The organism is Streptomyces sp. NPDC050842 (assembly GCF_044456565.1).
Classification (GTDB): Bacteria; Actinomycetota; Actinomycetes; order Streptomycetales; family Streptomycetaceae; genus Streptomyces.
Map to the genome: position 1 here is coordinate 133,019 of NZ_JBITGA010000010.1, position 12,720 is coordinate 145,738.

13 protein-coding genes are annotated in these 12,720 nt (G+C 72.7%); 5 read left to right on the top strand and 8 right to left on the bottom strand.

From position 1 onward, the window contains the following. Positions 1-20: 20 nt before the first annotated feature. From ACIBG6_RS30385 to ACIBG6_RS30395, 3 genes are all read right to left on the bottom strand, one after another. Positions 21-1,379: a UL36 very large tegument protein gene (locus ACIBG6_RS30385; RefSeq protein WP_399225890.1), complete on the bottom strand. Its 1,359-nt coding sequence runs from the start codon at positions 1,377-1,379 to the stop codon at positions 21-23. Positions 1,380-1,482: 103 nt separating this feature from the next. Next, on the bottom strand, positions 1,483-1,878 hold the full coding sequence (locus ACIBG6_RS30390; protein WP_399225891.1) for a PPOX class F420-dependent oxidoreductase: 396 nt from the start codon (positions 1,876-1,878) through the stop codon (positions 1,483-1,485). Between the two features lie 27 nt (positions 1,879-1,905). Continuing rightward, positions 1,906-2,343 carry a winged helix-turn-helix transcriptional regulator gene (locus ACIBG6_RS30395; protein ID WP_399225892.1) on the bottom strand — a complete coding sequence of 146 codons (438 nt, stop codon included), beginning with the start codon at positions 2,341-2,343 and terminating at the stop codon, positions 1,906-1,908. 60 nt (positions 2,344-2,403) lie between these two features. Here ACIBG6_RS30395 and ACIBG6_RS30400 point away from each other — a divergent pair, with 60 nt between their 5' ends. Beyond that, entirely contained in the window at positions 2,404-3,093 is a 690-nt protein-coding gene (locus ACIBG6_RS30400) for an NAD(P)-dependent oxidoreductase (protein ID WP_399225893.1), read from the top strand. 19 nt (positions 3,094-3,112) lie between these two features. On the opposite strand, the gene ACIBG6_RS30405 is transcribed toward ACIBG6_RS30400, so the two are convergent. Next, positions 3,113-3,379, bottom strand: coding sequence for a helix-turn-helix domain-containing protein (locus ACIBG6_RS30405; RefSeq protein ID WP_399225894.1), 267 nt, complete (start codon positions 3,377-3,379; stop codon positions 3,113-3,115). Between the two features lie 32 nt (positions 3,380-3,411). Between ACIBG6_RS30405 and map the strand changes: the two genes are divergently transcribed. After that, positions 3,412-4,179, top strand: a complete 768-nt coding sequence (map, locus tag ACIBG6_RS30410) for a type I methionyl aminopeptidase (RefSeq protein ID WP_399225895.1) — start codon at positions 3,412-3,414, stop codon at positions 4,177-4,179. A 79-nt stretch (positions 4,180-4,258) separates the two neighbouring features. Here map and ggt read toward each other — a convergent pair whose 3' ends face one another. After that, on the bottom strand, positions 4,259-6,070 hold the full coding sequence (gene ggt, locus ACIBG6_RS30415; protein ID WP_399225896.1) for a gamma-glutamyltransferase: 1,812 nt from the start codon (positions 6,068-6,070) through the stop codon (positions 4,259-4,261). Positions 6,071-6,174: 104 nt separating this feature from the next. Here ggt and ACIBG6_RS30420 point away from each other — a divergent pair, with 104 nt between their 5' ends. Beyond that, positions 6,175-6,906, top strand: coding sequence for a hypothetical protein (locus tag ACIBG6_RS30420; protein ID WP_399225897.1), 732 nt, complete (start codon positions 6,175-6,177; stop codon positions 6,904-6,906). Here ACIBG6_RS30420 and ACIBG6_RS30425 read toward each other — a convergent pair. Continuing rightward, on the bottom strand, positions 6,857-8,119 hold the full coding sequence (locus ACIBG6_RS30425; protein WP_399225898.1) for a cytochrome P450: 1,263 nt from the start codon (positions 8,117-8,119) through the stop codon (positions 6,857-6,859). The two genes, ACIBG6_RS30420 and ACIBG6_RS30425, sit on opposite strands and share 50 nt — an antisense overlap. A gap of 133 nt (positions 8,120-8,252) precedes the next feature. Between ACIBG6_RS30425 and ACIBG6_RS30430 the strand changes: the two genes are divergently transcribed. Both ACIBG6_RS30430 and ACIBG6_RS30435 read left to right on the top strand, forming a co-directional pair. Continuing rightward, entirely contained in the window at positions 8,253-9,506 is a 1,254-nt protein-coding gene (locus ACIBG6_RS30430; protein WP_399225899.1) for a hypothetical protein, read from the top strand. 107 nt (positions 9,507-9,613) lie between these two features. Continuing rightward, positions 9,614-11,170 (top strand): alpha/beta fold hydrolase, encoded by a 1,557-nt coding sequence (locus tag ACIBG6_RS30435; RefSeq protein ID WP_399225900.1) that lies wholly within the window; start codon positions 9,614-9,616, stop codon positions 11,168-11,170. A 38-nt stretch (positions 11,171-11,208) separates the two neighbouring features. Here the strand turns inward: ACIBG6_RS30435 and ACIBG6_RS30440 are convergent, their stop codons facing one another. Together ACIBG6_RS30440 and ACIBG6_RS30445 are read right to left on the bottom strand one after the other, a co-directional pair. Then, complete coding sequence (locus ACIBG6_RS30440) at positions 11,209-12,066, bottom strand: amino acid ABC transporter permease (RefSeq protein WP_399225901.1); 858 nt, start codon at positions 12,064-12,066, stop codon at positions 11,209-11,211. After that, positions 12,063-12,707 carry an amino acid ABC transporter permease gene (locus ACIBG6_RS30445; RefSeq protein WP_329620414.1) on the bottom strand — a complete coding sequence of 215 codons (645 nt, stop codon included), beginning with the start codon at positions 12,705-12,707 and terminating at the stop codon, positions 12,063-12,065. The genes ACIBG6_RS30440 and ACIBG6_RS30445 overlap by 4 nt, the downstream gene beginning before the upstream one ends. Between the last annotated feature and the right edge of the window lie 13 nt (positions 12,708-12,720).

Sequence of the window (12,720 nt, forward strand, 5' to 3'; positions counted from 1 at the left end):
TGGCCCCGCCGGAGGCGGCTTCAGGCCCCCGCCAGGCCCGCCACGCGCAGGGCGTGGAGCAGGTCGCGCTCCCGGGCGACGGAGACCGCGCGGGCCGCGTCGAGGAGCTGGGGGACGAGTCCGCGCGGGTCGGCGCCCGCGAGGCGGGCGGCGTCCTCGGGGGCCCGGACCCGGACGAAGGCGGTGAGCAGCGCGTGCGCCTCGCGGTGGTGGTCCTCCGCGTGCAGCGCGGCGCACGCCCCGGCGAGCTCCTCCACGGGGCGGGCCACGCCCTGACGGAGGAGCTGGTCGCAGTCGGCCGCCCGGCCCGCGTCGGCGAGGACCCCTGCGACGGCGGCGAGTCTGCCGGGCGGCAGCGAGGCCGCCTCCCAGAGCAGGGTGGACCAGTCGGCGCCGAGGCCGGCCCTGTGCAGCTCCGCGGCGAGGGCGGGCAGCCGGTCCGGCGGGCCGTTGAGTGCCTCGCAGAGCAGGGCGTGCGCCTCGCCGCTGCGACTCTGGGCGCGGAGCCGCTGGAGGGCGTAGACGGCATTGGCCGCGGCGCGGGCTGCCTCCCCGGGGTCCGCCGCCGCCACGTCGGGTGCCGGGGCCGCCGCGCTCGCCTCGCCGCCACCGCCGAACCTGGCACCCCGGGGCGCCGCTCCCCCGGTCGGCAACTCGGGGACGGCCACCGCCGGCGTCCGCTCCTCGGCACTCTCCTCCAGCCAGGCGTACCGGGCGCCACGGGGTCGCGCCTTCGCGGGCCGGGCGGCGGGCCGGGCAGGGGCCGAGGCCGAGGCGGGAGCTTGGGCGGAGGCGGGAGCCTGTGCCGGAGCAGGGGCCTTCGCCGGAGCAGGGGCCTTCGCCCACCCGGCGGCCCTCTCCGGCGCGGCCCTCACGGCCTCGGCGGCCTCTTCGAGGCGGGCCAGGCGGGCCGTCAGTTCGGCGACGCGGGCGGCGGCCCGGGCCTGGTCGTCGCGGATCCAGGCGAGGTCGTTCTCCAGGGCGGCCGCCTCGGCCGCCCCCGCGGTGGCGCGGAGCCGCTCCCCCAGCTCGCGGGCGCGGGACTCGGCGTACCGCCGCTCCCGCTCCATGAGCCCCCGGCGTTCGGCGAGCGCGGCGGCCCCGCCGGGGCGCCGGTCGTGGGCGGTGGCCGCCGCCGCGTACAGCGTCCCGGCCCGGGCGGCGAGCGGTCCGTCGGCGGGCTCTCCGGCGTCCTGGAGCAGCGACTCGACGACGTCCCAGGGCAGGATCTCCGTACCGTCGAAGCAGGCGCGCAGCCCCTCCGGGTCGCGGTCGGCGAAGACGCCGTACCAGCCGGCGTCCGGCCGGAGGCGGGATGCGAGCTCCGTCAGCCAGTGCGCGAACGCCATGACGTCCACCGGGAGTTGATACACTGTCATGCGATCCGCACCTGCCCCGCCGTCGACTGGAACCTGCCGGTCCGCGGGTATTGGACCGCAGTCGTGTTACGGGACGACTACGGTCCGTTTTCGTGCGGGTGCCTCACTCGGCGGATTCGCCGAAACGCACGACGATTCCGGTGTGCGGACGCTTGCCGAGGCGGACGATCATGGCCGGCACGTCGGTCAGCCAGTACTGCCAGGTGTACTTGCGCGAGAGCAGGCCCCGGATCCGGCGCAGCTCCTCCCCCTCGACCAGCCTGCCCTCGCCGGGGAAGCGCGTGACGCCCTCGGCGACGTTGCCGCGCACGTCGCAGACGGCGACCTCGACGCGCGGGTCGTTGCGCAGCCGCTTGACCTTCCAGGAGTCGGTGCGGGTCCACGCGTACAGCTCGGCGCCCTCCACCGCGTACCAGACGGGCGTCGCGACCCCCGTGCCGTTCTTGCGGAAGGTGGTCAGGCTGACGTAGCGGCCGCGCCGCAGTTCCTCGGGAATCATGCCCCGGAGCCTAGGCCAGGACGGACGTCACGCAGGGGCTGGGCCGGAGGCATGGGTGAGGGTCTCCCCGCGGCCGGCCTGCTCGTACGTGGCGCGGGCCTCGGTGATGGCGGGGGCGTGGGCCCGGGCCCAGTCGCAGGCCGTGTCGAGCGGTCCGATGAGGGAGCGCCCGAGGGACGTGAGGGCGTACTCGACGCGGGGCGGGTTCTCGTCGTGGACGGTCCGGGTGACGAAGCCGTTCCGTTCCATGGAGCGGAGGGTCTCGGTGAGGACCTTGGGGGTGATCCAGTGCAGGGGCACGCGCAGTTCGGTGAAGCGGCGGGGCGTGCCGTCCTCCAGGCAGCGCAGCACCATGCCGGTCCACTTGTCGCCGACGCGGAAGGGCTGGGCCGGGCTGCCGGCGCAGTCGGGGTCGTCGAAGCGGGCGGAGTCCAACGGTGCGGCGGGGAAGGGCTGATCAGGCATGGTCCGACGCTAGCCCAGTACCGTTGAAGTAACCAGGGACCTCCGTTCTACCGTCCGGGCATGGACATCGAGAACGGCATCAGCAAGAGCAAGAGCAACAGCAACGGACTGCGCATCGCGGTCTTCGGCGCCGGCGGGCGGGTCGGCCGGGCGGCCGTGGCCGAGGCGGTGGCCCGGGGCCACCGGGTGACGGCCGTGGTCCGCGACCCGGCCGCGTATCGCGACCTGGAGGGCGCGGGAGTCACGCTCGTCCGGGGAGACGCGACGGACGCGGCCTCCGTGGCGGCGCTCACGGCCGGCCACGACGCCGTACTCCACGCGGCGGCCCGCCTGGATCTGCCCTCGGAGGAGTACTTCACGGCGGCGGCGAAGGCCCTGGTCACGGGCCTCGCGGAGGCGGGGGTGCGGCGGCTGCTGACCCTCGGGATCGCGACGACGCTGGAGACCGCGCCGGGGGTGCGGCTCATGGACGCGCCGGAGTTCCCGGCGGCGTGGCGCGCCTTCGCCCAGGGCCATGTGGCCGAGTTCGAGCTGCTCACGGCCGAGGCGGGGCCGGAGCTCGACTGGGTGATGGTGGTGCCGCCGCTGGACCTGAACGCGGAGGCGGAGCGGACCGGCGGCTACCGGACGGCCGTGGGCACGGTGGTCGAGGGGCCGGGGCGTATCGGGCACGCCGATCTGGCGCTCGCGCTCCTGGACGAGATCGAGCGCCCGCGCCACAGCAGGGTGCAGCTGGCCGTCTCCGTATGAGACTCCGGTCAGGCCCCCGTCAGGCGGGGGCCTCGATGACCGGGGCCGGAGTGCAGAGCACCACGAGTTGGTCCATGGACAGGTCGAGGACCCCGGCGAGGGCCGCGACGGTGAAGAAGGCGGGCGTCGGGGCCCGCCCGGTCTCGATCTTGCGGAGGGTCTCGGCGGACAGGCCGGCCGCGGCCGCGATCTCGACCATGGACCGCTCGCCGCGCGCCGAGCGCAGGAGGAGGCCCAGGCGCTCGCCGCGCTCGCGCTCTTCGGGGGTCAGGGGTGTGCGCACCATGCCGCCATTCTAATACCGGTATAGTAATTGGCATGGTGGAGATCAAGACGAACGAATCCCTGGCGGCGATGCGCGAGACCGGGCGGGTGGTGGCCCGCGCCCTCGCGGCCGTACGGGAGAAGGCGGCGCCCGGCGTCGCGCTGACCGAGCTCGACCGGGCCGCCCGCGCGGTCCTGGCGGAGGCGGGCGCCGGTTCGCCCTTCCTCGACTACCACCCGGAGTGGGCGCCGGTGCCGTTCCCGGCCGTCGTGTGCATCTCCGTGAACGACGCGATCGTGCACGGCATCCCCGACGACACCCGGCTGGCCGACGGCGACCTGGTGTCCGCGGATTGCGGAGCGCTCCTTGCCGGCTGGGCGGGCGACTCGGCCGTCAGCTTCACGGTCGGCCGGGCCCGACCGGAGGACACACGGCTGATCGCCGCGGCGGAGAAGGCCCTGGAGGCGGGCATCGCGGCGGCCGTCGTCGGCAACCGCATCGGCGACATCGCGCACGCGATCGGCCGGGTCTGCCGCGGGGCGGGCTACGGCATCCCCGACGGCTTCGGCGGCCACGGCATCGGCCGCACCATGCACGAGGACCCGGGCGTCCCCAACGAGGGACGCCCGGGCCGGGGCATGAAGCTGCGGCACGGGATGGTGCTCGCGATCGAGCCGATGCTCATCGGCGGCGGCACCGACGACCACTACACGGCGCGGGACGGCTGGACCATCCGTACGCTCGACGGCTCACGCGCGTCCCACGCCGAGCACACGGTCGCGATCACGGACGACGGCCCGCGCGTGCTCACGGCCCTGTAGGGGGCCTTGTCGATCAGGCCACCGACCCGCCCTTCACCGACCCGCCCCTCTACCGGTGCGCCCGCTACCGGTGCGCCCGCTACCGGCCCGTCGGCCGGACGACCATCGCCGAGCCGCCGCCCCTGCGGACCGTCTCCGCGGCGGCCACCCAGCGGCCGTCGGGCAGGCGCTGTACGCCCGTCGCCGCGCCGATCTCCGGGTTCTGCCGGAAGCCGTGGCCGATCCCCTCCAGCTCCGCCCTCAGCGGGCTGTTCCACAGACCGGGTTCGAGTTCGGTGGTGGCCTGGTTGCGCTGGCTCGCGCGGGGCGCGGCGATCGCGTCGACGAGCGGCAGGCCCCGGTCGACGACCCCGGTGAGGGTCTGGAGGACCGTGGTGATGATGGTCGCGCCGCCCGGCGAGCCGAGGGCGAGGACGGGCCGGTCGTGCCGGTCGAGGACGATCGTCGGGGAGATCGAGGAGCGCGGGCGCTTGCCGGGGCCGGGCAGGTTCGGGTCGTGCACGGCCGGGTTCGCGGGGGCGAAGGAGAAGTCGGTCAGCTCGTTGTTGAGCAGGAAGCCCCGGCCGGGCACGGTGATGCCGCTGCCGCCGGTGGACTCGATGGTCAGGGTGTAGGCGACGACGTTGCCCCACTTGTCGGCGGCCGTCAGGTGGGTGGTGTTCTCGCCCTCGTACGTGGTCGGGGCCGCGGTCCCGCCGGTCGCGCAGGGCGCCGGGTCGCGGGGGTCGCCGGGCGCGAGCGGGCTGGTGAGGACGGCGTCGTCGCGGATCAGGCAGGCGCGGGAGTCGGCGTACCGCTGGGAGAGCAGTTCGCGGGTCGGCACGGACTCGAAGGCGGGGTCGCCGACCCAGCGTCCCCGGTCGGCGAAGGCGATCCGGCTCGCCTCGATAAACCGGTGCAGATAGCCGGCCGGGGTGGCGGCGGCGAGGTCGGTGCCCTCCAGGATGTTGAGCGCCTCGCCGACGCTCGTGCCGCCGGAGGAGGACGGGGCCATGCCGTAGACGTCGAGTCCGCGGTAGGCGACCTTCGTAGGCCTGCGGAACTCGGTCCGGTACGCGGCGAGGTCATGCTCCGTCAGATCGCCGGGGCGGACGGTCCGGGTGGCGCCCTCGCGGACGGGCGGCGTGCGGACGGTGTCGACGATGTCCCGGGCGAGCGGCCCCCGGTACAGGGCGCCGATGCCTTGGCGGCCGAGCGTCTCGTACGTACGGGCCAGGTCGGGGTTCTTGAACACCGAGCCGACCACCGGCAGCCGGCCGTCGGGCAGGAAGAGTGCGGAGGTGTCGGGGAAGTCGCGGAACCGGGCCTCGTTGGCGGCCGTCTGGGCCCGGAAGGTGGGGTCCACGGTGAAGCCCTCGCGGGCGAGCCGCTCGGCGGGCGCGAGGAGGGTGGCGAGGCGCTTGCTGCCCCAGGCGTCGAGTGCGGTCTTCCAGGTCGCCGGGGTGCCGGGGGTGCCGACGCCGAGGCCGCTGGTCATGCCCTCCTCGAAGGGGATCGGCTTGCCGTTCTGGGTGAAGAGGTTCGCGTCGGCGGAGCGCGGCGCGGTCTCCCGGCCGTCGACGGTGTGGACCGTACGGCTCTTGGCGTCGTAGTACACGAAGTAGCCGCCGCCCCCGATCCCGGCGGAATAGGGCTCGGTGACGCCGAGGGCCGCCGCGACGGCGACGGCCGCGTCCACGGCGTTGCCGCCCTTGCGGAGCACCTCGATACCGGCGGCCGAGGCGTCGGCGTCGACGCTCGCGACCGCTCCGCCGTGGCCGACGGCGACGGGCTCCTTGACCGGCGTCGGCGGGGCACCGGGAGGGGCCGCGGACGGCGCGGCGGCGCCCATCGAGAGGACCGTCGCCGCTACAGCGAGAACGGAGACCTTCCGGGCGGCGGATCGACGCATGCGCAACCTCCAGTCAACAACCGTCCGCGCAGCGTAACTTCCGCATGCGCCTCCCGTCAGGACCGCCTCGAACGAAGTCCGAATCGCCGCTACCATGCCCGCCCATGGACGAAGACGTGCGCAACATCGTGCTCGGGGTCCTGGCCACCGGGGTCAGTGCCTCCCTCGGCTGGCTGGGCCGCACGTACCTGTGGCGGCGCAGCCTCCGCCGCAAGCAGGCGTTCTTCGGGCTGCCGGGGAACTCGGAGTGCCTGCTCGTGGTGAACAGGGAATCCGGCGGGGACCGTTCCGTGCACCGGTACGACGTGTTCGCGCTGCTCGAACTCTCCGCGCTCATCAAGGACTGCGGGGCGCAGGCGCGGATCCTCACCCACGACCAGGCGCACCAGGGGTTCGGGGACCGCACCGAGTTCTGCGTCGGCGGCCCCTACTCGAACAGGCGGATGAACGCCCATCTGGCCACGCTCCTGCCGGGCGTGACGGTGAACGTCGAGGTGGAGCCGAGTTCGGACCGGGGCATGTTCCGGATCGGCTCGGAGCGCTACCTCTCGGAGGCGGGCGTGTCCGAGTACGTGATCCTGGCCCGGCTCACGGCCGGCGAGGGCGGACGGCCCGTGTTCCTCTTCTGCGGGCAGCGGGCCATCACCAACCAGGCGGCGACCCGCTATCTGGCACGCCACCACCGCTCACTGGCCCGCCGCTACCGCGCGGGCTCCTTCGTGCTGCTCCTGAAGGTGATCAACTCGCAGGCCTACGGCCCCGATGTGGTGGAGCTGGTCGCCGACATCACGCAGCCGGCGCGGACGGCTCCCGCAGCCGAACCGGCAGCGACTTGATCCCGTTGATGAAGTTGGAGACGAGGCGGCGGGGCGGAGCCGCGAGGGTCAGCCCGTCGCAGACCTCGCGCACCTCCTCGTACAGCACCCGGAGCTGAAGCCGGGCGAAGTGGGCGCCGAGGCAGACGTGCGGGCCGTCGCCGAAGGAGACGTGCGCGTTCGGACTCCGGCCGAGGTCGAGGCGGTGGGGTGTGGCGAAGACGCGCTCGTCGTGGTTGGCGGAGGCGTGGAAGACGACGACCTTGTCGCCCTCCCGGATCGCCTGTCCGGCCAGCTCGGTGTCGTGCGTCGCCGTGCGCCGGAAGGAGAGCACGGGCGGGTGCACGCGCAGGAGTTCGTCGACGGCCGTCTCCATGGAGACCTTTCCGCTCCACAGCTTGGCTTGCTCTCCGGGGTGTTCGGCGAGGGCGAGGAGTCCGCCGGGGGCGGCGCTGCGGACGGTGTCGTTCCCGGCGACGGTCAGCAGGAAGAAGAACATCTCCATTTCGGCGTCGGCGAGTTCGGAGGTGGCCAGCGAGGTCATCACGTCGTCGGCGGGGTGCGCGCGCTTGTACGCGGCGAGTTCCTGGGCGTAGCCGAACATCTCGGCGAGCATCGCGGGCGAGCGGGGGTTGACCGGCCGGCCCTGGGCGTCGAGGACGGGTGGCTCGTCGGGGTCCTGGTAGGCGATGACCCGCTCGGTCCAGGCGTGGAGCAGTCCCCGGTCGCTCGCGGGCACGCCGAGCAGGTCGGTGAGGTTGAGCAGGGCGTAGTCGTCGGTGACGGTCCGGACGAGGTCGATCTCGCCGCCGTCCGCGGCCGCGACCGCGTCCGCGAGCAGGCCACGGGCCCGCTCCCGTGCGGTGGCGGCGAACCGCTCGATCCGCCCGGGCGTGAAGGCCCGGCTGACGAGCCGCCGCAACCTCCCGTGCTCCGGAGGGTCCTGATTGAGCATCATGCGCCGGATGAACGGGAGGTCGGCGGGGTCGGGGTCCCGGATCTGCGTGGCGCCGAGGGCGGACGAGTACGTGCCGGAGTCCTTGAGCACCCGGACGACGTCGGCGTGCCGGGTGACGGCCCAGAACCCGGGCCCGGCGGGCCATCCCAGGATCTCCGGCTCCGCCTGCCGGGCGACGGGCGCGCGGTCGCGCAGTACGCGAAAGCGGTCGTGCGGGATCCCGGCGGCGTAGATCCGCGGGTCGAACACATCGGGTACGTCGCCCGTGTCGCCCACCGTGCCTCCCGTCAGGGGTCAACCAGAGGTGAAGACGTTTCCATCATGACAGGTCAGAGGCGGTTTTCGTAGGACTGATCGCACAGTTGTGAAGCCTTGTCCGGCGCCGTGCCCGGCTCCCAGAATCGCCGTCATGAATCACTCCGAGAACATCGATCAGGATGCGGTGCTGCGGGCACGGACGATGCTGCTCGGATCAGGCTGGCCGAGCCTGTCCCAGGAGGTCGAGGCGTACCGGGTGCTCGCGAAGGTGAGTCCGGCGGCCTATCTGCCGAAGCTGGTCCGGGCGTTGAACGCGTACGGGCCCGGATTCCGGGACCGCCCGGACATGCGGCTGGCGCTGGACGCCGAGGCGGCGGAGGCCGCACGACGCCTCGACGCCACCGAGACGAACGGGGCGAGGCTCCTCTGCCAGGCCCTGCACGCGTACCAGCACGCGCTGTTCTCCGTCGGGCGGCGCGAGGAAGGACTGGCTGTGTGCGAGGAGGTGGCCGAGGTGGGGCGGCGCACTCTGGAGCAGAGGGGTGCGGCGAGGAACGGCTACGGGCGGCGGCTGGCCGCGGTCCTGGCCGAGGAGGGGCGCCACGGCGAGGCGGCGGACGTCTGCGCCCTGGACGCCCGGGCCGCGCGGTCCGGGCCGTCCTTCGGCGAGTCGGTGGCGCGGTCCGCCGAGCTGGACGCGGCAGGACGGCACGGGGACGCCCTGGACGTGTTCGCGGAACTCGTGGACGCCACCCGGCGCGGGGCCGAGGAGGGATCCGACCCGCGGGCCGTCCTGGTGTGGGCGCTGGTCCACCGCTCCCGGATGCCGGCCGCCGCCGGGCACTGCCGGGAGGCGGGCGCGGATCGACGGGAGGTCCTGACGCTCTTGGCCCGGCTCGCGCGGTCCGGCGACTCCGGGGATCCTGGCGACCTCCTCCCCCGGTGGGCCAATCTGTTCACCCTGTCCGGCAGGGCCGTCGAGGCCGCCGGATCCGTGGAGGCACCGGGGCCGCCGTTCGGCCATGAGCTCCGTTTCTGGTCGCGCGCCACGATCGAGGCGTACTTCGACGGCATCCCGGCCCTCGAAGCAGAGGCCGCCGGCCGGCCCGGGCCCGGGGGTCTCTCCGACCAGGTGACCGCCCACTATCGGCTGACCCTCCGCTCGGGACTCTTCCAGGTACGGCACCCCCAGCGGTTCGAGGAGTCGCTCCGCCCCCTCTTCGACGAAGGCGTCGCGCTCGCCCGCCGACTGCCGGAGGAACCGGGCGCTTCCGTCCGTGCCCTGACCGACCGCTCGATGTTCCTCGTCGCCGCCAAGCGGTACGAGGAGGCCCACGCCGACTTCGCCGAGGCCGTCGCCCTCCTCGACGGCATAGTTCCGCCTTCAATCGTTACCCGCACGTAACTTACCGACCGGTTACCACGGGTACGGCCCGCCGGTTACCGTCGGGTCACTTTCACTGCCCCCCATTCACTGCCCCCCCCATCAGTGCCCCCAGTGAGGAGTGACCCGTGCGCACATCCCTGGCACTCGCCGTCTCGGCCGCTCTCGTGGCCGGGACGGCCCTCGGCCTGGCCCCCGCCGCCCAGGCCGTCGAGACCGGCCAGACCGGCATCCGGTTCGTCGACATCGCCGGGGAGGGCGGCACCGTCCTCAAGGCGAACGTCGTCACCCCCGCCGGCGCCGGCGCTTCGGCCCGCCTCCCCCTGATCGTGCTGCCCACGAGCTGGGCCATGCCCCAGATCGAGTACCTCGCCCAGGCGCAGAAGCTCGCCGACTCCGGTTACATCGTGGTGAGTTACAACTCCCGCGGCTTCTGGCAGTCCGGCGGCGAGATCGAGACCGCGGGCCCGAAGGACATCGCCGACGCCTCGAAGGTCATCGACTGGGCGCTCGCCAACACCCCGGCCGACGCCGACCACGTGGGCATGGCAGGGGTCTCGTACGGCGCGGGGATCAGTCTGCTCACCGCCGCGCACGACCCCCGGATCAAGGCCGTCGCCGCGCTCAGCGGCTGGGCCGACCTCATCGACTCGATCTACAGCGGCCGCACCCAGCACCTCCAGGCCGCCGCCCTGCTCGGCGGCGCCGGCTTCCTCACCGGGCGACCTGGCCCCGAACTCCAGGGGATCCTGAGCGACTTCCTCTCGTCGAACCTCGACAAGGAGGACGAGATGATCGCCTGGGGCCGCCTGCGGTCCCCGCTCACCTACCTGGACCGGATCAACGCCAACGGCGCCGCGATCATGATGGGGAACGCCTGGGGCGACACCATCTTCCCGCCGAACCAGTACGCGAGCTTCTACGAGAAGCTCACCGGTCCGAAGCGGCTGGAGTTCCGCCCCGGCGACCACGCCACCGCCGAGGCGACCGGCATCCTCGGACTCCCCAACGACACCTGGACCAACGCCCACCGCTGGTTCGACCGCCACCTCAAGGGCGTCGACAACGGCATCGACCGCGAGCAGCCCGTCCAGCTCAAGTCCCGCTCCGCCGACGGCTACGAGGGCTACCCCGACTGGAAGTCCGTCCACGCGAACCAGCGGAAGTTCGCGCTCGCCGACTCCGAGCACGTCTGGGCGAACGTCGACTCCGGCGCCAACGGCGGCATCACCCTGCTCACCAACCTCCTGGACCAGCTCCTGCGCACCCCGCCCACCGTCTCCGTCCCGCTGCTCAACCAGGCCTTCGCCGGCGTCTGGCAGTCCGAGCGGTACGCCACCCCGCAGCGCGTACGGGGCACGGCCCAGGTGCACACCACGGTCACCTCCACGAAGGAGAGCGGCACCTTCGTCGCGTACCTCTACGACGTGGGCCCGCTCGGCGTGGGCAAGCTGATCAGCAACGCCCCGTACACCTTCCACGGAAAGACGCCGGGGAAGCCGTTCGCCGTAGATCTGGAGCTGTTCTCCACGGCGTACGACGTACCGGCAGGGCATCGGCTCGCCCTGGTCGTCGACACCGTCGACCCGCTCTACATCGAGCACAACCCGACCGGCGCGCAGCTGACCTTCTCCTCCCCGTCGGCCGACCCCTCGTACGTGTCGGTACCGCTGCGGGAGAAGTGATCACCGGCTGCTGCCGGGCGGGCAGGGCTTCACAGCAGCTACTGCGCTCCCGGCAGCAGCGTCCCGGGGTCGGCCGGCGCGACGTCCACGGCCTTCGTCTTCGGGCTGCGGCGCTCTCGGCGGGCCACCCAGGTGGCGAACCAGGAGAGCAGCATGCACATCCCGATGTAGATCGGTGAGATGACCAGTACGACGGGGATGAACGGCAGGTCGTAGTCGAGGTTCGACGCGATCAGTTTGCCCGCGTGCAGGAACTCCTCGTAGGTGATGAGGAAGCCGAGCGAGGTGTCCTTGAGGGCCACGACGAGCTGGCTGATGATGGCCGGCAGCATCGCCCGGACGGCCTGCGGCACCAGGACGTAGGTCATGACCTGCGTCTTGCGCATGCCGAGCGCGTACGCGGCCTCGCCCTGGCCACGCTCGACGGAGTGGATGCCGGTGCGGAAGACCTCGGCGAGCACCGAGCCGTTGTAGAGGGTCAGGCCGGCGACGAGCGCGGGCAGCGGCTGCACCTTCAGCGCCACGAAGATGAAGAAGATCATCACGAGGACGGGCATCGCGCGGAAGAACTCGACGACCAGGGTCGAGGTCCACCGGAACACGCGGTGCTCGGAGAGCCGCCCGGCGGCGAGGAGCCCACCGAGCGCGAGCGACAGGACCGAGGCGTACGCGAAGGCCTTGAGGGTGTTGCCGAGGCCTTCGAGCAGCAGCTCCTGGATGCCCTCGTAGAGGAAGGGCGACCACTTGGTGGAGGTGAACTGCTCGGTGTCGAAGAGGAGATAGAGGAACCAGCCGGCCAGACCGAGGATTACGACGGTGGACGCGAGGCCGTAGAGGAGGTGACGCCGCCGGGCGTGCGGCCCGGGGATGTCGTAGAGGGCGGTGGACTCGGTCATCGGGCGACTCCCCAGCGCTTCTCCAGGACGTGGAAGATCGCGCTGATGGTGAGGGTGATGATCAGGTATCCGACGGCGATCCAGACGAAGGTCCAGACGATGTTGTAGCCGAGCTCGCTCAACGTCTTGTAGGTGCCGAGGAGTTCGGTGACGCTGAAGGCACCGGCGATCGCCGAGTTCTTGGCGAGGGCGATCAGGGTGGAGCCGATGGGCGGGATGACCGTGCGGAAGGCCTGCGGCAGGACCACCGCCCCGAGCGTCTGCGTGAAGGTCATGCCCAGGCTGCGGGCGGCCTCTCCCTGACCGCGCGGCACGGTGTTGATGCCGGAGCGCAGGACCTCGCAGATGAAGGCGGAGGTGTAGCAGCCGAGCGCGAGGACCGCGAACACCTCGAAGGGCAGGACGAGTCCGAAGCGCGGCAGGCCCAGCATGACCGCGAAGAAGAGCAGGGTCAGCGGGGTGTTGCGCAGGACCGTGACCCAGACCGTGCCGAAGACCCGGAAGGAGCCCACGGGCGCGACCCGGAAGGAGGCCATGACGAAGCCCAGGACGAGGGCCAACGCCGAGGCGTAGACGGTCAGTTCGACGGTGCCGAGGAAACCTTCGCCGTAGAGCGCGAAGTTGTCGGTCAGGACGTCCATGTCGGGAGGCTCC

Excerpts from the sequence above, each read along its gene's own strand:
- ACIBG6_RS30385 (WP_399225890.1), bottom strand. The coding sequence starts at position 1,379 with ATGACAGTGTATCAACTCCCGGTGGACGTCATGGCGTTCGCGCACTGG.
- ACIBG6_RS30390 (WP_399225891.1), bottom strand. The coding sequence starts at position 1,878 with ATGATTCCCGAGGAACTGCGGCGCGGCCGCTACGTCAGCCTGACCACC.
- ACIBG6_RS30395 (WP_399225892.1), bottom strand. The coding sequence starts at position 2,343 with ATGCCTGATCAGCCCTTCCCCGCCGCACCGTTGGACTCCGCCCGCTTC.
- ACIBG6_RS30400 (WP_399225893.1), top strand. The coding sequence starts at position 2,404 with ATGGACATCGAGAACGGCATCAGCAAGAGCAAGAGCAACAGCAACGGA.
- ACIBG6_RS30405 (WP_399225894.1), bottom strand. The coding sequence starts at position 3,379 with ATGGTGCGCACACCCCTGACCCCCGAAGAGCGCGAGCGCGGCGAGCGC.
- map (WP_399225895.1), top strand. The coding sequence starts at position 3,412 with ATGGTGGAGATCAAGACGAACGAATCCCTGGCGGCGATGCGCGAGACC.
- ggt (WP_399225896.1), bottom strand. The coding sequence starts at position 6,070 with ATGCGTCGATCCGCCGCCCGGAAGGTCTCCGTTCTCGCTGTAGCGGCG.
- ACIBG6_RS30420 (WP_399225897.1), top strand. The coding sequence starts at position 6,175 with ATGGACGAAGACGTGCGCAACATCGTGCTCGGGGTCCTGGCCACCGGG.
- ACIBG6_RS30430 (WP_399225899.1), top strand. The coding sequence starts at position 8,253 with ATGAATCACTCCGAGAACATCGATCAGGATGCGGTGCTGCGGGCACGG.
- ACIBG6_RS30440 (WP_399225901.1), bottom strand. The coding sequence starts at position 12,066 with ATGACCGAGTCCACCGCCCTCTACGACATCCCCGGGCCGCACGCCCGG.
- ACIBG6_RS30445 (WP_329620414.1), bottom strand. The coding sequence starts at position 12,707 with ATGGACGTCCTGACCGACAACTTCGCGCTCTACGGCGAAGGTTTCCTC.